The following is a 20,616-nucleotide window of genomic DNA, read 5'->3' on the forward strand; positions in this document are numbered from 1 at the left end:
GCTCACTAGCAAGAGAGGGGAATGACGATGCTCATCGAGGGTTCCTCGGCCCTGGTGGTCGGCGGCGCGGGCGGGCTGGGCGAGGCGACGGTACGGCGGCTGCACGCGGCGGGGGTGCGGGTCGTGGTCGCCGACCTGGCCGACGACAAGGGCAAGGCCCTTCAGGAGGAGCTGGGGGTGCGGTACGTCCGTACGGACGCCACCGACGAGGACTCGGTGGCGGCGGCGGTCGAAGTGGCCGCGGAGGAGGGCGAGTTCCGTACCGCGGTGGACTGCCACGGCGGGCCGGCGGCCGGCGGGCGGCTGGTCGGCAGGGACGGGTCGCCGCTGGGCCTCGCCGCCTTCCGGGCCACGGTCGACGTCTATCTGACGGGTGTGTTCAACGTCCTGCGCCTGGCCGCCGCGGCGATCGCCCGCACCGCGCCCGCCGGGGAGGACGGCGAACGCGGTGTGATCGTGACGACGTCGTCGATCGCGGCGTACGAGGGCCAGATCGGCCAGCTCCCCTACGCCGCCGCGAAGGGCGGGGTGAGCGCGATGACCCTGGTGGCCGCCCGCGATCTGTCGCCGCTCGGCATCCGGGTGGTGTCGATCGCGCCCGGCACCGTCCTCACGCCCGCGTACGGCAAGGCCGCCGACCAACTGGAGGCGTACTGGGGACCGCAGGTACCCCACCCCCGCCGGATGGGGCGCCCGGAGGAGTTCGCGGCCCTGGTCCAGCACCTGTGCGAGAACGGCTACCTCAACGGCGAAGTGGTCCGCTTGGACGGGGCGTTGCGGTTCCCTCCTAAGTAACTTGCACTCCAGCGCCCCGTAAGGGGCGCGGGGCCGTATCGATGTGCGGCTGCCGCCGCGTGGGCGCGACCAGCCACGACGACGCCGCGGACGAACTACATCAGTCGCCCGCCATCTCCATGCGCGCCTTCTCCCACAGCCACCCGGCATACGCGTGAAACGCGTCCCCCATCTTTCGGTTCAGTTTCCCCGCCAGCGCACGCGAATGGCTGCCCTCCAGAAGCGCGGCAAGCCGGAAACAGGCCAGCACCTGGTACCAGCGGAACGCGGACACGTCCCGGCCGGTCCGTTCGGCGTAGTACGCGACGAGCTCGGCGCGGGAGGGTATGCCGTCCCAGGGCTGGAGTTGGGGGTCGCTGCCGGGTGGGTCGCCGGGCTCGCGCCAGGCGGTGAGGATCCAGGCCAGGTCGAGGAGCGGGTCGCCCAGGGAGGCCATCTCCCAGTCCACGATGGCGGCGAGGCGTGGCGCGTCGTGCGCGAACATGACGTTGGCGAACTGCAGGTCCCCGTGGACGATCCCGGTCGCGCCCTGTTTCGGGGCATGCGCGACCAGCCAGTCCGCGACGGTGTCGACGTGCGGGTTCTCGCTCTCCAGGTAGGCGGGGTCGGATCGGTAACCGTGCAGCATCTTCAGGTACTTGGGGGTCTGCCGCTCCAGCCAGCCCTCCGGACGCCCCAGGTCGGCGAGGCCGTGCGCGCCGGGGTCCACGGCCGCCAGCCGCGCGGCGCCGTCGACGAGGGCGAAGGCGACCGCGCGCCGCCACTCCGGGTCGTCGGCGTACCGGCCGGGGAGCTGCCCCCGGGGCATGAAGCCGTCGATCTTCTCCAGGACCGAGAAGGGCGCGCCGAGCACCGACTCGTCCTGGACGCTCGCGTGCAGATGCGGGTGCGGTACGTCGGTGGCGGCAAGGGCACCCAGGACGCGGCCCTCACGGCGGAAGGCGTCGGAGGCGCCGGCCCGCAGGTGCCGGCCGGGGCGGCGCAGGACGAGTTCGGTGCCGTCGGCCCTGCGGAGGGTGAACAGGAGGTTCTGCGCCCCGCCGGTGAGGGGGTCGAGCGCGGTGACGGGACCGTCGCCGGGCAGGCCGGTGAGGCCGGGCCAGGCGTTGAGGCGGTCGAGGTCCGGGAGTGTGCTGTCGGCGCCGTGCGCCGCCTGGGAGCTCACCAGGTCACCGCCGTCTCCTTCAGGCGGTCCGCGTATTTCTCGCGCGCCGCGGCCAGTCGGGTGGGCAGGTGCGCGGAGCCGAAGAGCGGGTCCTCGGCCGGGGTGGCGTCCTTGAGCAACAGCCGGGCTATGACGTCCTGGTGGGCCTCAGTGGGGCCGTCGGCGATGCCGAGGGTGGGACCGGAATGCCACATCTTGGCCAGGGGCAGCTCGTTGGAGACGCCGAGCGCGCCGTGCAGGTGCAGGGCCCGGTAGGCGACGTCGACGAGGACCTTGGGGGTGGCGACCTTGACACCGGAGACGTGCAGCCGGGCGCGGCGCGCGTCGGCCGGGTCGCCGGTGTCGGCCGCCCGGTCCGTCTGCCAGGCGGCGTGCAGGACCTGGAGGCGGAACTGCTCGATCTGCACCCAGGTGTCGGCCAGTTGGTGGCGGACAGCCTGCTGGTCGGAGAGCGGGCCGCCGCGGGTGCGCCGGGAGGCGATCCGTTCGGTCATCATCTCCAGGGCGCGCCGGCACTGGCCGACCGACCGCATCGCGTGGTGCAGACGGCCGCCGCCGAGGCGGGTCTGTGCGATGAGGAAGCCGGAGCCGGGCTCGCCGAGCAGGTTCGCGGCGGGCACGCGGCAGTCGGTGAACCGCAGATAGGCGTGGACGCCCTCGCCGAGCGGCTCGCCGGCCATGCCCGTGCCGCGCACCATCTCCATGCCGGGCGTGCCGGCCGGGATCAGGATCATGGAGGCGCCCTTGTGCACGGGCACGTCGGGATCCGTGACCACCATGGCGATGACGAACGCGGCGTGGGGGTAGTTGGAGGCGAACCACTTCTCGCCGTTGATCACCCATTCCGCACCGTCCCGTACGGCACGGCAGGTGAAGCCGCCCGGGTCCGCGCCGCCGGTCGGCTCGGTCATCGCGAAGGTGGAGACGATCCGTCCGTCGAGCAGCGGCTCCAGATACTCCTTGCGCTGCTCCTCGGTGGCGTAGTGGGCGAGGATCTCCGCGTTCCCGGAGTCGGGGGCCTGGGTGCCGAACACCATCGGCGCCCAACTGGAGCGCCCGAGTATCTCGTTGAGCAGGCCGAGGTTCACCTGGCCCATGCCCATGCCGCCGAGCGAGGGCGGCAGATGGGCGGCCCACAGCCCCTGTTCACGCACCTGCCGCTGCAACGGGCGGACCACTTCCCGGAAGACCTCGCTCTCCCGGTCGTACGGCTCGGCGTTGCCCGGGAACAGCACGTCGAGCGGCTCGATCTCCTCACGGACGAAGCGCGCGGCCCAGTCGAGCCTCTCCTGGAACGCGGCGTCGGTACTGAAGTCCCACATGACGCATCCACCTTCCGTCAGAATGCCGTTCTGAAATTAACAGAACGACATTCTCGTCGTCCAGCAACAGGACTCACCCTCTGCGCGGATCCGGGGCGCACACTCCCGCGAGCAGGAAGCCGACCAGATGCTCCGTCTCGGCGCGCCCCGGCACCTCCTCGGTGAACAGCCAGTACTGCAGCGCCGCGACGACCGCGCCCGCCGCGGTCCGGGCGGAGCGCATCGGGTCGCCCGCCCCCAACTCGGCGGCGGGCTGGGCGAACAGCGCGGCCAGGGCGTCCACCAGCGCGACGGTGACATGCGAGGCCCGGGGTGCGTGTCCGGTCGCGTTGGCCAGCACCGCCCGGGTCTGCCGGGCCAGCGTCACGTCGGAGGCCTGCCGTACGACCGCTTCCAGCCCGGCCCGCAGCCGGGCCTCCGGCCCGCGTCCGGCCGCCCGTGCGATCCGGTGCCGGACATACCCGACGAGGGTGCGCGCGCCGCGCTCGACGATGGCCTCGACCAGGGCGTCCTTGCTCGCGAAGGAGCGGTAGAAGGCGTCGTTCGACAGACCCGCGGCGGCCACGATGTCGGCCACGCGGGGCCGGCGTCCGCCGCCCGTCACCATCAGGGCCAGTCCGGCGTCCAGCAACGCCTCGGCATCACGATCCCGAATGCTATTCTGCACACTGGAGAACGCTACTCTCATATTCGAGAACGCTCCAGGAGGCAGGCATGGGCTACGCGGACGAGCTGTTCGACCTCTCCGGCCGGGTGGTCCTCGTCACCGGCGGCAGCCGGGGCCTGGGCCGGGCGATGGCGTTCGGGGCGGCTCGCTGCGGCGCGGACGTCGTCGTCGCCAGCCGGAAGTACGACGCCTGCGCCGCCGTGAGCACCGAGATCGAGAAGGAGACGGGGCGTACGGCGCTCCCGTACGCCGTTCACGTGGGCCGCTGGGACGAGCTGCCCGGCCTGGTCGACGCCGTCCACGCACGCTTCGGCAGGCTCGACACGCTGGTCAACAACGCCGGGATGTCTCCCGTCTACGACGACCTGACCGAGGTCACGGAGAAGATGTTCGACGCGGTGGTGGGCCTCAACCTCAAGGGCCCGTTCCGGCTGTCCGTGCTGGCCGGGGCCCGGATGGCCGAGGCCGGAGGCGGCACGATCGTCAACGTCAGTTCCACCGGCTCGGTCCGGCCGCGCCCTGCGATCGTGCCGTACGCCGCCGCCAAGGCGGGGCTGAACGCGGTGACCGAGGGGCTGGCGCAGGCGCTCGGCCCGTCGGTGCGGGTCAACACGCTGATGTGCGGTCCGTTCGACACGTGGGCGACCCGCGGTTGGCAGCAGGACCCGGAGCAGCTCGCCGAGGGAGTCCGCGGGCACGCGCTGCAACGCATCGGGGACCCACGCGAGGTCGTGGGCGCCGCGCTCTACCTGATGTCGGACGCGTCCTCGTACACCAGCGGGGCGACGCTGCGGGTGGACGGCGGGATGCCGTGACCCCAGGGCGCGTCCGGCCGCCCACGCGGCATGCCGACCCGAGGCCGGCCAGCGGCGGCCGGTGCTGTTCGGCAGCGGTGTTCACCCGTCGGCGGCGAGGGCGGACCACCCCCTTTCGAGGAGGTCGAAGGCGCGGGTGACGGCCTGCCGGGGGTCGCCGTGTCCGCGAGCGGCGCGCGGGGCCTCGAGGGCGAAGTGGGCCAGGACGGCGCAGGCGGGATCGCCCGCGGGCAGACCGCAGTCCTCGGCGATGACCCGGGCCAGGGCGTCGGTGTGGCGCAGCCACATGGCCTGGCCGTAGTCGCGCAGGGCCGGGGTGCTGTCGACCAGGTCGAGGAAGGCGGCGAACCGGGCGTCGCCGTCCGCGGTGGCCATGCGCTGGTGCAGCGCGTGCTCACACAGGGCTGCAGGGATCGACCGCCCGCGGGGCCGGTCGCGTACGGCGGCGAGCAGGCGCGCTTCCTGGTCTGCGTCCTCGTCGAAGACGAGGGCCTCCTTGACCGGGAAGTGCTTGAACAGGGTGGTGGTGGACACGTCGGCGGCGTCGGCGATCTCGCGGATACCGACGGCCTCGTAGCCACGCTCGAGGAACAGGCGCAGCGCGGCATCCGCGATGGCCTGGCGGGTCGCGGCCTTCTTGCGCTCGCGGCGCCCCATCGGCGCCGCGGGGGCGGGGGTGGTGTCTGTGTCCGGCATACCCGTGAGCCTACCTCTCGGTTATGCAGCTCCAAAAGTGCATCCGTTGCACTTATTGGGTTGTTGTGTTTTTCTGGGGTGGCGGTCGGCTGACCCGCACCCGCCCGGGTCGTGACCGCACCTCACACCTGATGACCAGCCTGTACATGATCCTCGTCGGCGTCGGCTTGGGCTTCGCCAGGCAGCTACCCGCGCCGTCCAGCCCCACCTGCCCGCACGGCACCCCGGCACCGCGCAACGCGCAACGCGAACGGAGCACGACCATGAACACCGCCCCCACCCCCCGCATCGCCATCATCGGCGCCGGCCCCGGCGGCCTGACCTGCGCGCGCATCCTCCAGCGGCACGGCATCACCGCCGCCGTCCACACCCACGAAACCGGCCCCCACGACCGTGACCAGGGCGGCACCCTCGACCTGCACGAGGACAACGGCCAGATCGCCCTGCGCGAAGCCGGACTCCTGGAGGACTTCTTCCGGCTCGCCCGTCCCGAGGGCCAGGAGATGCGCCAGATGGACCCGGCAGGCACCCTCCTCTTCCACCGGACTCCCGAAGAAGGCGACCACTTCAAGCCGGAGATCGACCGCGGCCAGCTCCGCGACCTCCTCCTGGGCTCACTCAAGCCCGGCACGGTCCGTTGGGGCCACACCCTGCGCGCCGTCGACGGCCCTGCAGAAGGCCCCCGGCAGTTGCACTTCACCGACGGCACCGTCACCGAGGCCGACCTCGTCATCGGCGCCGACGGCGCGTGGTCCAGGGTCCGCCGGGCCGTCTCCCCCGCCACGCCCCGGTACTGCGGCGTCAGCTTCCTCGAAGCCTGGTTCCACGACGTCGAGAACCAGCACCCCGACATCGCCGAACTCGTCGGCCAGGGCTCAGCCGCGGCGGCCGACGGCGACCGCGCCCTGTTCGCCCAGCGCAGCAGCGGCGACCACATCCGCGTCTACATCATCCAGCGCGTCCCCGCCGACTGGATCGCCGCGGCCGGCCTCACGGTCCAGGACACCGATCGCATCCGCACCCTCCTCCTGGACCGCTACCGCGACTGGTCACCCCGCCTGCGCCGACTGCTCACCGACAACGACGGCTGCTACGTCGACCGCCCCATCCACGCCCTGCCCGTCCCGCACACCTGGAACCACAACCCCACGGTCACCCTGCTGGGCGATGCCGCCCATCTCATGCCCCCGCTCGGCGTCGGCGTCAACCTCGCCATGCTGGACGCCTGCGAACTCGCTCTCGCCATCGCCGGCCACGACATCATCGACGACGCTGTCCAAACCTACGAAAAGACCATGCTGCCCCGCTCCACCGAAATGCAGCGGCTCCTCGACAACGGCGCCGAGGGGCTGCTGGCCACCGAACTGCCCGACTTCGCCACCGACGGCAGCAACTGACCCTCCGGAGGAGGCCTGTCAGCTGGACGAAGACAGGCTGCGGGCGCCGGTGTGCGGGCGGCCACCGCAGGGAGCGTGGCCGTCCGCACACCGGCGTCGGGTATCGCTGACGCGCCGGTGGTTCAGCTCATCTGCTGGATGCGAGCCGGGTCGACGGCCGCGGGCTCGGTGGTGGCGAGCGGCTTTCTGAGGAGTTCGTAGATCACCGCGGCCACGACGAAGGAGGCTGCGTAGCTGATGTCGACGCCGCCCAGCATGTGGCCGATCGGCCCGGTGTAGGCGTCGGTCGCCATGAAGGGCACCGACGCCCCGATACCCAGGAAGAAGGCCAGGAGCGCGCGTGGGCGTGTGCCCCGGTACGGCCCCGTCCTGTCGTGGAACACGGTGGGCTCGGGGTACCTGCGGCCGCCCTGGTGCGTGCGGTAGAAGTCGATGAGCAGGATGGCCAGCCAGGGCATGACGAAGTACGACACCATCAGCAGGAAGGTGTTGAAGTGCGACTGGAAGCCCGCACCGCCCAGGAGCACGGACAGCACGCAGCCGACGGCTCCGCCGGCCACGACGACGGTGGTGCGGCGCAGCGGGAGGTCGCACGTCAGACCTGCCATGGCGCCGCTGTAGAGGTTGACGGCGTTGTGGGAGAGAGCACCGATCACCAGCACGACGAGCACCGTCTTCAGCAGCGGGTCCGGCAGCACGATGCCGAGCCCGGCGAGCGGATCACCGCCCGCCAGCATGGTCAGCGCGGCCCCCAGCACCATCATCCAGGTGGCAGAGGTGAAGATCCCGCCGAACGCCCAGAGGAACATGCTCCTGGCGCGGCCGTCCGCGGGGAGGTAGCGCGAGTAGTCGGAGGCGTAGACGGTCCAGCTGACGGTGTAGGAGAAGACGACGCTGCACACCAGCAGCCACGTCGTCAGGTAGCGGCCCGCAGCGGTGTGCGAGGCGGTGGCAGACCCGGTTCCGTGCAGCACCACGGCGACGGACACGGTACCGAAGACCACCAGGCTGACGCGGGTCAGCCACTGACCCACGGCCTGCAGAGTGTCGTAGCCGAAGACGGCGATCACCACGCTCAGGCCGGCGACCACCACGATCATGGGCGGGTACGGCAGCCCGGTCAGGTTCGCCAGCGAACGTGCGCCCAGCACGGTGCCGAGGCTGAAGTAGCCGATGAACAGCAGGATGCCGAGGTACGCGGGGATGCGGTTCCCGCGGTAGCCGAATGCGGCCCTCCCCATGGTGACCTGCGGTATTCCCAGGCGCGGGCCCATCACCGCGCAGGCAGCGGTGGCCAGCGATCCGAGGAGGTTGCCGACGACGATCGCGGTGATACTGCCGATCAGTCCCAGGCCGAGCGGAATGCCCACCCCGCCGAGCACCACCGGCGCCAGGTAGACGACGGGCGCGAAGCGTATCGAGAACTGGTCCCGCTCACGGCCGTGCCGGCGGCCGTCGTCGATCCAGCTGATTCCGTGGTGCTCGGTGAGCGGTCTCTTCGTCGGGCCTGCCGGAGCACGGTTTTCGTTCATGGTGTCGTCCTGTGGGTCCGTGGTGGGTTGGGGGCATGACGGGTCACATGGCGCCGCTCGGCGGTGCCTCCTGTGCGGGGGTCCGCCGCTTCGAGGGGGTGTGAACCCCGGTTCACGCGCGGTGTCGGCGCGGTGTGCGGGGACGGCGATCACGTGTGGCGGCGGCCCTGTCGGCGCCGGCGAACGAGCGGTGAGCTCTGCCGCTCCAGGCGATGGCTCACCGTGGCACTCAAGAAATAACCTGTCAATAGGGTTCGCATGCCCGACGCTCAAGCACGCAGATGACCCGTCCATTTCGCCACGACCGGATCCGCGGATCACACCCCGACCTGCCGAACCAGGAGAGCAACCCCCTACTTGCGGCGGCAGAGCCCGCACCGCTCCCGAGACAGCTTCCCTGTTGACAAGTGATGTTGCGACACCTCACCCTGAATGAGTAACCGGGTAATGCGGTTACCGAGTCGCCTGATTCACGGCATCCCCGCTGCGGATGTGGTCACCGCCGCGTCCCCACCTACGAGGAACCCCTCCTGTGCAAGATCAGAACGAGTACCTGTACTTCCTGCGTCGCGCCTTCGACGGAATGCTCGGCGTGCTGGACGACGTGGGCGACGACCTGGGCAACACGAGTCCGCCACTCCCCGGGGCCAACTCGATCTATGCGATCGCGTACCACTGCGCTGCGGTCGCCGACTACTGGACCGGCCACGTCATCGCGGGGCGCGAGGTCGACCGTGACCGCGCTTCGGAGTTCACGGCCACGGGGCACGGACGGCAACTTCGCCGCCAGGTGGACGAGTTGTTCGAGCGGCTTGAGGCCGACCTCGCCACGGTCACCCCGGCGTCGATGCCGCGCAACACACCGCCCACCGACTTCGAGGGCCCGGACCGCCCGCTGAGTGTGGAGGGCGTCCAACTCCACGTACTCGAAGAACTCGCCCAGCACCACGGCCAGATCCAGATCACCCGCGATCTGCTCAAGCAGGGAACCTCCTCATGACCTTCCTCGTGAACGCCGGGTCGTCCGAGTCGCTGCGGCTGCCCGGCTTCGACGACCTGGACCTCGACCGGCTGCGCGCCCGCACCAGTGCCAAGTGGCATCGCCCGGGACCGGACGTACTGCCCGCCTGGGTGGCCGACATGGACTTCCCCGTCCCCCCGGCTGTCACCGACGCGCTGCGTGACGCTGTCGAGCGACGCGACCTCGGTTACCCGGACTGGCCGGACGGCAGCCCGCTGCGCGCCGCCTTCGCCCGACGGATGGCCGACCGCTACGGATGGGCGGCGGAGGCGGACCGGGTGCGCGAGCAGACCGACCTGATCCAGTGCCTCCAGCTCGTCCTGCACCTGGCGACGGGCCCGGGCGATGCGGTCGCCGTCCAGACGCCCAACTACCCTCCGTTCCTCGCCACGTTGTCGACCATGGGACGGCTCGCCGTGCCCATCCCGATGCAGGACACGGACGAAGGGTGGCGGATGGACTTCGCCGCCCTGGACGCTGCGGTGACGCGGTCGGGCTGCAAGGTGCTGGTGCTGGTCAATCCGCACAACCCGACGGGCCGCGTCCTCACCCGCGCGGAGCTGGAAGAGCTCGCGGCCATCAGCCGGCGCCACGATCTGCTCGTCATCAGCGACGAGATCCACGCCGAACTGGTCTACGCCCCGCACCGGCACATCCCCTTCGCGAGCCTGTCCCCCGACGCGGCCCGCCGGACCGTGACGCTGACGTCCGCCACCAAGGCGTTCAACCTCGCCGCGATCCGTTGCGCCGCCGTCCATTACGGCCCGGACCGGCTTCTCGCACTGCGGGACGCGCAGCCGCCGGACCTGTACGGCACCGTGTCCCCGCTCGGTGTGGTCGCCACCGAGGCCGCCTGGCGGGACGGAGACGCATGGCAGCGTGACCTGCTGACGGTCCTGGACCGCAATCGCCGCCGGGTCCAGCAGGTGCTGCGCACACAGCTGCCGCACCTGCGCCATCACACGCCGGAGGCCACCTACCTGGCCTGGTTCGACGCCCGCCTGCAGGAACCGGACGAACCTCCGGTCGAGTGGGTACGCAAGGCCGGTGGCGTTCTGCTGGACGGCGGCCGTCCCTTCGGACCCGGCGCCGACGGGTTCCTGCGGTTGAACTTCGCGACGTCCCACGCCGTCCTGGAAGACATCCTGGCCGGCCTCACCCGCGCGCTCACAGCCGACGTGTGATCCCGGCGAGCCGCGAACGACCGGCCCGGTGACCTCGCGCCCGCCCACCACCACCCCCCCCCCCGGAGGGAACCCACTCCATGAACCGTGCGGCAACGAAAACAGCCCTCGTCCCCGATTCCCGAGCCAGGACCGCCGGCCCCTTCTCGCCGGGCGTCTCGATCGGACCCCTGCTCCAGGTGGCCGGCCAGGTCGGGGTCGCGCCGGACGCCTCCGCACCTGCCGGAGCGTCGGTGCGGGCCCAGACCCTTCAGGCACTCGACAACGTGCGAGAGATCCTCACCGTGGGGGAAACCGGATGGGAAGACGTCCTCATGATCCGCGTCCATCTCACCGATACCGGCCACTTCGCGGAGTTCAACGACACCTACCGCGAGTACTTCAGCGCACACGGGTGCACGACGCTGCCGGCTCGCACCACGGTCTACGTCGGCCTTCCGGCAGGGCTGCTGGTGGAGATCGACGCGCTAGCGGTGCGCGGCGACCGCTGAACGGGCCGTACCCCACGGCCTCGCGGCCGGCCCGGCGAGGGATCAGGACGATCCCCGGACACCGGTCATACCGCAGACTGCTGCTTCTTCCGCATCCGGAAAGCGGCGGCCTTCTGCCTGTTCCCGCACTCGGCCATCCCGCACCATCGCCGCGCGCCGGAACGGGACAAGTCCACGAACAGGCGCGTGCAATCGTCGTTGGCGCACTCTCTCATCCGCGAGAACTGGGGAGAACCCAACAGGTCCACGGCATCGCAGCCAACCGCACCGAGGACCTCGTCGACACCGCCGGTCCGCGTCGCCAGGCCCGACTCGTCGAGCTGACGCCTCGGCAGCGGAAGCCGGGCCGCTTCGTTCACCTCCGCAAGCGCATCCTTGACGGCGGGGTCCGCCTCGCCGTCCAGGGGCCAGTGGCCGACAAGCAGGTAGACCGCCTCACGCAGACGACGAACTCGCTCCAGCCCTCGGGAGTCCACGGAACCGGGATCATCCACGATGCCCGCCGAACCGATCCAGCGCCGCAGGTCGTCCGGGGAACCCAGCAGTTCCGTGCGAAGGCTGCGCCGCCACAGCATGGTGCCCGCCAGGTCGAGGCACAGCCGACCACTCACAAAGACGAACTCTTCCACGTACCCATATTGACAGGTGACGGCTTCCCGGTCCAGGGCCCTCAAACAGGGATCGCGGGAATCCTGAGACCAGGCAGATCCTCCTCCGAATCGCTCCTGCCTGCACCAACCACGTGCGTGGCCCCGTGGAGGCGTTCCCGGTGGAGGTGAGGTCCGCAAGAGAAATAACCGCATGAAGAGGTTGCCGGGTGTACCCCGCCCTCACGGGACGGACGTCGTCAGGACAGCCCCCGCGCTGCGCGGCCGGCATGATCGGCGGGGCACGCCCTGGCCTGGTACTCCAGTGCGACTTCGTGGTGTCGCGCTGGGCCGGATATGACCGGGTGCGTCGTCGTCGGGTCCGCAGACAAGTTGGTGGGCGGGTCGACTTCCCGACCATGCGGTCGGCCGCATCGCGTACCGAGTCGCCGCGGCGGACTCGTCTCCAAGGGTGACCGCGGAGGGAATGCGGTGAGACGTAGGGGCGCGTATTCGCTACTCGGCCCTGGCCGGCGCGCCCTGTTCCCTCTGGCGCTCCTCGTACCGTGCGGGCGCGCCAAGGATCCAGGACCAGGCCTCGTAATCGTCGACGGGCCCCACCCGGCCGGCGCCGTCGACGCAGCGCGGATCGTCCCGCTCGGCCAGCCCGTGGACGGCCCAGATGCGGGTCTGCTGGTCATCGTCGTCGAGCAGGCCGGCCAGGATGTCCCCGACGGCGGGTTCCGGATTCAGGCTGTGTGCGAGCTGGTAGGCGGCGACGTTGCGGACGGAGGCGTCGGTGTCCTGAGCCAGTGCGAGGAGGGCGTTCAGTCCCTCGGAGGTGAACGTCTTCCGCCCGGACCTTTCCGAGTCGACGATTCTCAGGGTCGAGACAACCCTCGCACGTACCTGTGGGGCGGAGTGGGCGAGGAAGGAAAGCCCCAGTGGTTCGATCCTCGGATCTTCATGCTGGCCAAGGCCGGAGAGGGTCTCGGCGAGGACGTCCGGGTGTTCCTCCTCCGCCGCCCAGCCGAGGAGGAACTCGAGCGTGCGCTGTTCGAACGGGCTCGGGGCGTCCAACACGGGATCCCCGAGGTTGAGGGAGATCAGGACCTCCGCGCCGAAGCGGCGGTGCAGGGGATCAGGGTGAGCCCGCAGTGCCGTCGCAGCCTCCCAGGTCTCATCGTCCTGCCTCTGGGCAAGGGTTCTGGTGATCTCCCACCAGGCGGCGTGCTCCCAGTCGGGGTACTCGAGTGCGCACGCGCGGGCGGCCAACTCGTCAATGCCCGGGTGGAGTCCGAAGCGTTTCTCGAGGAGGGTGAGGATCCCTGTGTGGCCGTCGCGGACGGTCATTCCGCCGAGCCGGATCTCGTGGTAGTCGGCGGACCATTCCCTGTCTCGGATCCGGACCCGCTCGACCGAGTCCGAGGCGTTGGTTCGCTCCCGCAGCATGGCGACCGGGCCCATCTCATGCCACTGCCGGGCGCGTGCCAGCAGTTCCACGCGGGTGGCCTCACTGAGCTGGGCCGCTTCACCGAGCAGGCTGTGGGTGAGGCCGATGGAGCCGCTGTCGACGGCCCGCAGGCGGGGTGTGGTCCCGTCCGACAGTCGGCGGTCCGGATCCGCGCCGCCTTCCACCAGGTAGCTGGCGATCGTCCAGTTGAATGCCGAGATAGCCAGGCAGAGTGCGGGGCTGCCCTGCTCGTCGACGGCGTCGGGATCCGCCCCGTCCTCGAGCAGCACTCTGACCGCGTCCTCGTCCCCGCTCCGCACCGCCGTAATGAGTGGGTCCTCACCCATGCCCCGCCCCCCTGTTGCACTCGATGACCGGCCCCACAAGCAGCCGCAGGCCGGGAGAAACGTCGTCGGCCAAGTCCGTCAAGCCGTCCCCGGGGCCGAGCCACGGGCTGAACATCCGGGCGTCGGGCCGCAGACGATCGGCGGTCGATCCCGAGCTTCGTCCTGTGCGGAACCCACTGGCCGAAGCAGCCTGTCACACCCGCTGGACCTGCAGCGGCCACCGCGTGATCGTCAAGGGCCGTGTGGACTCCTGAAGATCGTGTGGCGACCGCGGACAACAGCACAGACGCCGCCTGTTGGCGCCGGCCGGTCGCCGCCGAAGATCCACCCGCCCGAAGCGGCGACCGATCCGCACCAGCGGCTCTTCCAGTTCCGCCGACCAGACGTCGGGCTGCACATCATCTTGCAGGACAAACACAACGGCCCCCGTACCCGAAGTCACAAACTACCGCCCCCTGACGGCACATCAGCCGAGTACACTCACGAACACGCCCCTGACCAGCAGGAATAGCGAACTGCAACTGGAGTACTAGGCGGTGTCCGTCCGTACGGCGTCGCCGTGTTCGCCCAGGCCCGGCGGTGGCCCGTACGACGGCTCGTAGCCGGTGACCCGGAACGGGCTGCCGACCAGCCGGAGGCCGCCTGAGCCCACCACCGCGTCCGGAGCCTGAGCCAGCGCCTCGGGAAGGGTGCGGACGGCCGCGGCGGGGACGCGGAGCGGGCGCAGCCGGGCCTCCCAGCCGATGGCCGTGTCGGCGGTCAGTGCCTTGGTCACCGCGGCGATCACCTCGTCGCGGCGGGCCGCCCGTTCGGCCATCGTCGGGAAACCTTCGATGCCGGCCTCGGCGGCGAAGGCGCGCCAGAAGCCGTCGTGGGTGATGAACAGGGCCAGGTGACCGTCGGCGGTCGGGAAGAGCTGGGCCGGGACGTAGTACGAGTGCGCTCCGCCCAGGCGGCGGGGGGCGACTCCGTCGTTCAGCCAGACCGAGGCGTGGTAGTTGAGCTGGGAGAGCATCACGTCCCGAAGGGAGACCTCGATCTGTCCGCCCCGGCCCGAGACCACCTGGGCCAGCAGGCCGAGCGCGGCGGCGAGTCCGGCGGAGTTGTCGGCGGAGGAGTAGCCGGGCAGCAGGGGCGGGCCGTCCGGGTCGCCGGTGAGGGCGGCGATGCCGGTGGCGGCCTGGACGACGTAGTCGAAGGCGGGTTCGTCGCCGGCCGCCATGCCCCAGCCGGTGAGGGCTACGCACACCAGGCGTTCGTTGAACGACTTCAGGGCCTCGTAGGTGAGACCGAAGCGGCGGATGGCGGACGGCTTGAGGTTGACGAGCAGGGCGTCCGACTCACGCACCAGGTCGTGCAGCCGGTCCTGTCCGCCGGGCGTGGTCAGGTCCAGGCGGACCGAGCGCTTGCCCCGGTTGAGGCTGGCGAAGTAGGCGTCGGACACCTGCCGGGACAGGTCGCCGTCGGGCGGTTCCACCTTGGTGACCTGTGCCCCGAGGTCGGCGAGCAGCATGGTGGCGTAGGGGCCGGCGAGGATGTGGCCGACCTCCAGGACGCGCAGCGCCGCCAGCGGGCCCGGCCCCCCGGTCACCGGAAGTCCGCGGCGAGGGCCGCGACCGCGTCCCGGGTGCGGAGCTTGGAGGCGACCAGTTCGTCCCGCCCGGTACCGATGGGCAGCAGGCGGACGGACAGGTCGGTCACCCCCGCGTCGGCGAAGCGCCGGAAGCGGGCCGCAATCGCCGCCTCGTCGCCGGCCGCGCACAGGTCGCCGACGTCGCGTGCCTCGCCGTGGTCCAGCAGCCGCTGGTAGTTCGGTGAGATCTCGGCCTCACCGAGGATCCGGTTGGCACGCTCCCGGGCCGCGTCCACCTCGTGCGCCGCGCAGAGGCAGACCGGGATGCCCGCCACGACGCGTGGGGCCGGCCGGCCCGCCGCCTCGGCCGCCTTGGTGATCGTCGGCACGACGTGCTCGGCCACGGCCCTCTCGTCCGCCATCCACAGGACGGTGCCGTCGGTGTACTCCCCCGCGATGCGCAGCATCACCGGGCCGAGGGCGGCGACCAGGACCGGCAGCGGGGCGACCGGGGCGAGGGTGAGCGGATTGTGCACGCGGAAGACGTCGTTCTCGACGTCCACCGAACTCGCGCCGCCGAAAGCCGCGTTGAGGACTTCCAGGTAGCCGCGGGTGTACCCGGCCGGCTTCTCGTACGGGACGCCGAGCATGTCGCGGACGATCCAGTGGTGCGAGGCGCCCACCCCGAGGGCGAGCCGCCCTCCGGCCGCCGCGTGGGCCGACATCGCCTGCCGGGCCAGGGCCACCGGGTGCTGGGCGTGCACCGGGACGACCGCCGTGCCCAGTTCGATGCGCGAAGTGGCCTGTCCCATCAGGGAGACGGCGGTGAGGGCGTCGAAGTCGGTGGGCACCTGGGGCACCCACACGGTGTCGAACCCGGCGTCCTCGGCCCAGCGGGCGTCGTCGACCATGCGCGCCGCCTTGTACGCCGCGTCGCCCCGCTCGGGACCGCTCATCACTCCGACTCGCATGTCAGCCCTCCTGGGCGGTCAGTGCGCGGATGTCCGCGACGATGGCGTGCAGTGGAGTGCCGGTGGGAAACACGGCTGCCGCTCCGGCCTCCCGCAGCAGCGCCACGTCGGCGGCCGGGATCGTGCCGCCGACCACGACGGGGATGTCGTGGGCCCCGGCCGCACGCAGCCCGCTGACAGTGCGGCGGGTCAGCGCGAGATGCGCGCCGGAGAGGATCGACAGGCCGACCACGGCGACGTCCTCCTGGACGGCGGTGGCGACGATGTCCGCCACCCGCCACCGGATGCCCGTGAACACCACCTCGAACCCGGCGTCACGGAGCCCGCGCGCGACCAGTTTGGCCCCGCGGTCGTGCCCGTCGAGCCCGGGCTTTGCGACGAGCACCCGCACCGGCGTGGTCATCAGAACACCACCGGCTGCCGGAACTCGCCCCACACCTCGCGCATGGCTCCGGCGATCTCGCCGACCGTGCAGTAGGCGTTGGCACACGCGATCAGGGGATCCATCAGGTTGGCGTCTCCTTCGGCGGCGCGTTTCAACTCGGTGAGGCGGGCCCGTACCGCTGCGCCGCTGCGTTCGCCCTTGACCTGGGCGAGCCGCTTGAGCTGCCGTTCCCGTCCTTCGGGGTCGAGTTCGTAGGTGGCCAGGTCGGGCGGGGGCTCCTCGGCGGTGAAGCGGTTGACGCCGACGATCGGCCGTTGCCCGGAGTCGACCTCCTGGTGCAGCCGCCAGGCCTCGTCGGCGATGAGCCCCTGGAGGTAGCCGTCCTCGATGCAGCGGACCATTCCGCCGTGCGCCTCCAGGTCGGCCATGATCCCGGTGATCCGCTCCTCCGTGGCGTCGGTGAGCGCCTCCACGAAGTACGAGCCGCCCAGCGGGTCGGCCACCCGTGCCACCCCCGTCTCGTGGGCGAGGATCTGCTGGGTGCGCAGGGCGAGCGTGGCCGACTCCTCGCTGGGCAGCGCGAACGGCTCGTCCCAGGCGGCGGTGAACATCGACTGCACGCCGCCGAGCACGGAGGCGAGGGCCTCGTAGGCGACGCGCACGGTGTTGTTGCGGGCCTGCGGCGCGTACAGCGAGGCCCCGCCGGCCACGCAGCCGAAGCGGAACATGCACGCCTTGTCGGTCCGCGCGCCGAACCGCTCGCGCACGATGGTCGCCCAGCGCCTGCGCCCGGCCCGGTACTTGGCGATCTCCTCGAAGAACTCGCCGTGCGTGTAGAAGAAGAAGGAGATCTGCGGGGCGAACTCGTCGATGGTCATACGTCCGCGTTCCAGCACGGTTTCGCAGTACGTCACCCCGTCGGCGAGGGTGAACGCCATCTCCTGCACGGCGTTGGCGCCCGCGTCCCGGAAGTGCGCTCCGGCGACCGAGATGGCGTTGAAGCGGGGGACCTCGGCGGCGCAGAACTCGATGGTGTCGGCGATGAGTCTGAGCGAGGGCGTGGGCGGCCAGATCCAGGTGCCGCGCGAGGCGTACTCCTTGAGGATGTCGTTCTGGATGGTGCCGGTGAGCTTCGCGCGCGGGATGCCGCGCTTCTCGGCGGCGGCGATGTAGAAGGCGAGCAGAATGGCCGCCGTGCCGTTGATGGTGAAGCTGGTGCTGATCCGGTCCAGCGGGATCGCGTCGAAGAGGATCTCCGCGTCGGCCAGGGTGTCGAGGGCGACTCCGACGCGGCCGACCTCGTCCGTGTACTCCGGGTCGTCGGAGTCGTAGCCGCACTGGGTGGGCAGGTCGAGCGCCACCGACAGGCCGGTGCCGCCCTGGTCGAGGAGGTAGCGGTAGCGGCGGTTGGACTCCTCGGGGGTGCCGAAGCCGGAGTACTGGCGCAGGGTCCAGGTGCGGCCGCGGTAGCCGGTGGGGTAGTTGCCGCGGGTGAAGGGGAAGGCGCCGGGGGCCGGGGGTTCGGCGTGCAGGTCGGCGGGGCCGTAGACCGGCTTGAGGGGGATGCCGGACGCGGTGCGGGGGTCGTCGGTCATGACAGCTGGTCCTTCATCACCTTGCCGGTGGCGTTCAGCGGCAGCTCCGAGCGGAACTCGACCTGCCGGGGCACCTTGAAGCCGGCCATCCGCTCCCTGGCCCACGCGATCAGCTCGGCCTCCGTCACCGTGCCGCGGGGCACCACGAACGCCTTGCAGACCTGGCCCATCCGCGCGTCGGGCACACCGATCACGGCGGCCTGGGCGACGGCCGGGTGCCGGAGCAGGAAGCCCTCGATCTCGGCGGGGTAGGCGTTGAAGCCGCCGACGATGAACATGTCCTTCTTGCGGCCGACGATCCTCAGCCGCCCGTCGCCGTCGAGCTCGCCCAGGTCCCCGGTGTGCAGCCAGCCGTCGGCGTCGACGGCCTCGGCGGTCGCCTCGGGGTCGTCGAGGTATCCGAGCATGACGGAGTAGCCGCGCACGAGGACCTCCTGGTCCTCGGCGAGGCGCACCTCGAAGCCCTCACAGGGTCTGCCCACGGTCGTGGCGACGGCCTCGTAGGGGTCGCCGGGCCGGGACGCGGTGACGGTGCCGGCCTCGGTGAGTCCGTAGCCGGTCATGAGGTGGGTGAAGGGCAGCTCGGTGGTGATACGGCGGACCAGCTCGACCGGGATGTCGGCGGAGCCGGTCACCGCGACCCGGAGCGAGGACAGGTCGTGCCCGGCACCCGTCTGGAGCAGGGAGTGGTACAGCGTCGGCGGGCCCGGCAGGATCGTCACCCGCTCCCGCTCCACCAGATCCAGGACGCGGTCCACGTCGAAGACGGCGACCGGGAGGACGGTCGCTCCTCGGATCATGGAGGCGACCAGGCCCGCCTTGTAGCCGAAGATGTGGAAGAACGGGTTGACGATCAAGTAGCGGTCGCCCTGCCGGAGTTGGGCCAGGTCGCACCACTCGGCGTACAGGCGGAGGGTCTGGCCGTGGGTGGTCATCACGCCCTTGGGGCGGCCGGTCGTGCCGGAGGTGAAGATGATGTCGGCGAGGTCGTCCTCGCCGACCTCGCGCTCCAGCGGCTCCCCGGAGCCCAGGAACCCGTCCGTGCGGACGTCGATGACGGGAACGCCGGGCGGTCCGGTGAACTCCCGGTCCAGGAAGCCGTTCTGGACGCACAGCACCTTGGCGCCACTGCGGACGACGATGTCGTGGGCCTCCTCGTCCCGGAACCTGGTGTTCACCGGCACGAGCACGCCTCCCGCGGTGAGCGCTCCGAACGCGGCGACGGCCCACTCGGCCGAGTTCGGCGCCCACACCGCGACCCGGTCGCCGGGCCCGACGCCCACGGAGGCGAACGCCCCGGCGGTGCGCCGTACCCGATCGGCCAGCTCGGTGAAGGTGAGCCGCAGTTCGTCGTCGACCACGGCCTCGGCGTCGCCGAACCGGTCGGCGGCGCTGCGCACCAGTTCGGGGATGCTGTGCCACGGCAGCGTCGCGGTCATGCGTCGATCAGCCGGGCGAGGTTGCCGCCCATGACCCTGGCCTTGTCGGCCTCTGTCAGCTTGGCCAGGTGGTCGACGTAGGTGACCGGGTCGGCCAGGCCCTCGGGGTGGGGGTAGTCGGAGCCGAACAGGACGCGTTCGATGCCGATGAGGTCGCCGAGCCGGGCCATGTCCTCCTCCCAGAACGGGCTGATGTGGATGTTCCGCCGGAAGACCTCGACCGGGTCCTCGCGGAACTCGTGGGGCATCTTCTTGTGCACGTCCGCGAGCCGGCCGAGCAGCGGTTCCACCCAGGAGGCGCCGTTCTCGATCACCGCGACCTTGAGCTCCGGGAAGCGGGAGAGGGTACCGTGGCAGATGAGGGACGAGACTGCGTCCTCGATCGGCCGCCACTCGTTGACCTGGCGGAACGCGTTCGGCTTGAAGGGCAGGAACTCGCGCGTGTTGCCCTCCCAGTCGTTGGCGTAGCGGGCGTAGCCGCTGTCGGAGGAGTGGAAGGCAACCAGCACGCCGGTCTCGACGACCCGCTTCCAGAACGGGTCGAACTCCGGCAGCGCGAAGGAGCGGGTGGCACCGAATCCGGGCACGGGCGCGGGGCGGACCAGGATGGCGCGGGCGCCCCGCTCCACCACCCAGTTCAGCTCCTCGATCGCCTTTTCGACGATCGGGAGGGTGATGACCGGCACGGTGAAGATGCGGTCCTTGTAGGTGAAGGACCAGGTGTCGTGCAGCCATTCGTTGAGGGCGTGGATGACCGCGTGGATCAGCTCCGGGTCGTCCTTCATGCGCTCCTCGATGAGGCTCGCGAGGGTGGGGAACATCAGGCTGCGCTGGATGCCCAGTTCGTCCATCAGCTCCAGGCGCGGGGCCGGTTCGCGGAAGGCCGGCACGGAGCGCATCGGCTCGCCGAATATCTCCCGCCGGGTCTTGCCGGTCGGGTTGCCGACCTTGAAGTACTCCTCCATGGCGCCGGGGCGGGCGACCACGTCGAAGGTGGGGTTGGGGATGTACTCGCTGATCTGCCCACGGATCGCGATCTTCGTGCGGCCCCGGACGGTCACGTACTCGATGGCCCCGTCGTACTCCTTGGGCAGGTACTTCGTGAGCGCTTCCTGCGTCTCGTAGAGGTGGTTGTCCGCGTCGAACAGCGGATACGCGAGTGCGCGAGAGGGCATGAGATC

19 protein-coding genes are annotated in these 20,616 nt (G+C 70.9%); 6 read left to right on the forward strand and 13 right to left on the reverse strand.

From position 1 onward, the window contains the following. Positions 1-27 precede the first annotated feature (27 nt). Entirely contained in the window at positions 28-795 is a 768-nt protein-coding gene (locus tag ACWGKQ_RS39165) for an SDR family oxidoreductase (protein WP_453296853.1), read from the forward strand. A gap of 100 nt (positions 796-895) precedes the next feature. Here the strand turns inward: ACWGKQ_RS39165 and ACWGKQ_RS39170 are convergent, their stop codons facing one another. From ACWGKQ_RS39170 to ACWGKQ_RS39180, 3 genes are all read right to left on the reverse strand, one after another. Next, positions 896-1,960, reverse strand: a complete 1,065-nt coding sequence (locus ACWGKQ_RS39170) for a phosphotransferase family protein (RefSeq protein ID WP_453296822.1) — start codon at positions 1,958-1,960, stop codon at positions 896-898. Further along, the gene (locus tag ACWGKQ_RS39175; RefSeq protein ID WP_453296823.1) at positions 1,957-3,282 is read right to left on the reverse strand and encodes an acyl-CoA dehydrogenase family protein; all 1,326 of its coding nucleotides are present in this window, start codon (positions 3,280-3,282) and stop codon (positions 1,957-1,959) included. Before ACWGKQ_RS39175 ends, ACWGKQ_RS39170 begins: the two co-directional genes overlap by 4 nt. Positions 3,283-3,355: 73 nt before the next feature. Continuing rightward, complete coding sequence (locus ACWGKQ_RS39180) at positions 3,356-3,949, reverse strand: TetR/AcrR family transcriptional regulator (protein WP_453296824.1); 594 nt, start codon at positions 3,947-3,949, stop codon at positions 3,356-3,358. 47 nt (positions 3,950-3,996) lie between these two features. On the opposite strand from ACWGKQ_RS39180, the gene ACWGKQ_RS39185 reads away from it, so the two are divergent. After that, a complete protein-coding gene (locus ACWGKQ_RS39185; RefSeq protein ID WP_453296825.1) occupies positions 3,997-4,764 on the forward strand; it encodes an SDR family NAD(P)-dependent oxidoreductase in 768 nt (255 codons plus the stop codon). An 81-nt stretch (positions 4,765-4,845) separates the two neighbouring features. On the opposite strand, the gene ACWGKQ_RS39190 is transcribed toward ACWGKQ_RS39185, so the two are convergent. Continuing rightward, on the reverse strand, positions 4,846-5,460 hold the full coding sequence (locus tag ACWGKQ_RS39190; RefSeq protein WP_453296826.1) for a TetR/AcrR family transcriptional regulator: 615 nt from the start codon (positions 5,458-5,460) through the stop codon (positions 4,846-4,848). A gap of 263 nt (positions 5,461-5,723) precedes the next feature. Between ACWGKQ_RS39190 and ACWGKQ_RS39195 the strand changes: the two genes are divergently transcribed. Then, on the forward strand, positions 5,724-6,857 hold the full coding sequence (locus tag ACWGKQ_RS39195) for an FAD-dependent oxidoreductase (RefSeq protein WP_453296854.1): 1,134 nt from the start codon (positions 5,724-5,726) through the stop codon (positions 6,855-6,857). A gap of 122 nt (positions 6,858-6,979) precedes the next feature. Here ACWGKQ_RS39195 and ACWGKQ_RS39200 read toward each other — a convergent pair whose 3' ends face one another. Then, on the reverse strand, positions 6,980-8,389 hold the full coding sequence (locus tag ACWGKQ_RS39200) for a purine-cytosine permease family protein (protein ID WP_453296827.1): 1,410 nt from the start codon (positions 8,387-8,389) through the stop codon (positions 6,980-6,982). A 532-nt stretch (positions 8,390-8,921) separates the two neighbouring features. Between ACWGKQ_RS39200 and ACWGKQ_RS39205 the strand changes: the two genes are divergently transcribed. The 3 genes from ACWGKQ_RS39205 (at position 8,922) to ACWGKQ_RS39215 (ending at position 11,085) form a co-directional block, all read left to right on the forward strand. After that, positions 8,922-9,389, forward strand: coding sequence for a DinB family protein (locus ACWGKQ_RS39205; protein ID WP_453296828.1), 468 nt, complete (start codon positions 8,922-8,924; stop codon positions 9,387-9,389). After that, positions 9,386-10,594 (forward strand): MalY/PatB family protein, encoded by a 1,209-nt coding sequence (locus tag ACWGKQ_RS39210; protein WP_453296829.1) that lies wholly within the window; start codon positions 9,386-9,388, stop codon positions 10,592-10,594. Before ACWGKQ_RS39205 ends, ACWGKQ_RS39210 begins: the two co-directional genes overlap by 4 nt. Positions 10,595-10,674: 80 nt before the next feature. Next, on the forward strand, positions 10,675-11,085 hold the full coding sequence (locus ACWGKQ_RS39215) for a RidA family protein (protein ID WP_453296830.1): 411 nt from the start codon (positions 10,675-10,677) through the stop codon (positions 11,083-11,085). Between the two features lie 65 nt (positions 11,086-11,150). Here ACWGKQ_RS39215 and ACWGKQ_RS39220 read toward each other — a convergent pair whose 3' ends face one another. From ACWGKQ_RS39220 to ACWGKQ_RS39255, 8 genes are all read right to left on the reverse strand, one after another. Then, positions 11,151-11,714, reverse strand: coding sequence for a CGNR zinc finger domain-containing protein (locus tag ACWGKQ_RS39220; protein ID WP_453296831.1), 564 nt, complete (start codon positions 11,712-11,714; stop codon positions 11,151-11,153). A 474-nt stretch (positions 11,715-12,188) separates the two neighbouring features. Beyond that, positions 12,189-13,472 (reverse strand): HEAT repeat domain-containing protein, encoded by a 1,284-nt coding sequence (locus ACWGKQ_RS39225; protein WP_453296832.1) that lies wholly within the window; start codon positions 13,470-13,472, stop codon positions 12,189-12,191. 529 nt (positions 13,473-14,001) lie between these two features. Further along, the gene (locus ACWGKQ_RS39230; RefSeq protein ID WP_453296833.1) at positions 14,002-15,063 is read right to left on the reverse strand and encodes a CaiB/BaiF CoA transferase family protein; all 1,062 of its coding nucleotides are present in this window, start codon (positions 15,061-15,063) and stop codon (positions 14,002-14,004) included. Then, on the reverse strand, positions 15,060-16,016 hold the full coding sequence (locus ACWGKQ_RS39235) for a TIGR03564 family F420-dependent LLM class oxidoreductase (protein ID WP_453296834.1): 957 nt from the start codon (positions 16,014-16,016) through the stop codon (positions 15,060-15,062). The genes ACWGKQ_RS39230 and ACWGKQ_RS39235 overlap by 4 nt, the downstream gene beginning before the upstream one ends. 1 nt (position 16,017) lies before the next feature. After that, the gene (locus ACWGKQ_RS39240; protein ID WP_453296835.1) at positions 16,018-16,419 is read right to left on the reverse strand and encodes a cobalamin B12-binding domain-containing protein; all 402 of its coding nucleotides are present in this window, start codon (positions 16,417-16,419) and stop codon (positions 16,018-16,020) included. Then, a complete protein-coding gene (locus ACWGKQ_RS39245; RefSeq protein WP_453296836.1) occupies positions 16,419-17,996 on the reverse strand; it encodes a methylmalonyl-CoA mutase family protein in 1,578 nt (525 codons plus the stop codon). Before ACWGKQ_RS39245 ends, ACWGKQ_RS39240 begins: the two co-directional genes overlap by 1 nt. Then, a complete protein-coding gene (locus ACWGKQ_RS39250; RefSeq protein ID WP_453296837.1) occupies positions 17,993-19,435 on the reverse strand; it encodes a FadD3 family acyl-CoA ligase in 1,443 nt (480 codons plus the stop codon). The genes ACWGKQ_RS39245 and ACWGKQ_RS39250 overlap by 4 nt, the downstream gene beginning before the upstream one ends. Then, positions 19,432-20,610, reverse strand: coding sequence for an amidohydrolase family protein (locus tag ACWGKQ_RS39255; RefSeq protein ID WP_453296838.1), 1,179 nt, complete (start codon positions 20,608-20,610; stop codon positions 19,432-19,434). The genes ACWGKQ_RS39250 and ACWGKQ_RS39255 overlap by 4 nt, the downstream gene beginning before the upstream one ends. Positions 20,611-20,616: the final 6 nt, after the last annotated feature.

The sequence above is a fragment of the Streptomyces sp. NPDC054770 genome (assembly GCF_053611985.1).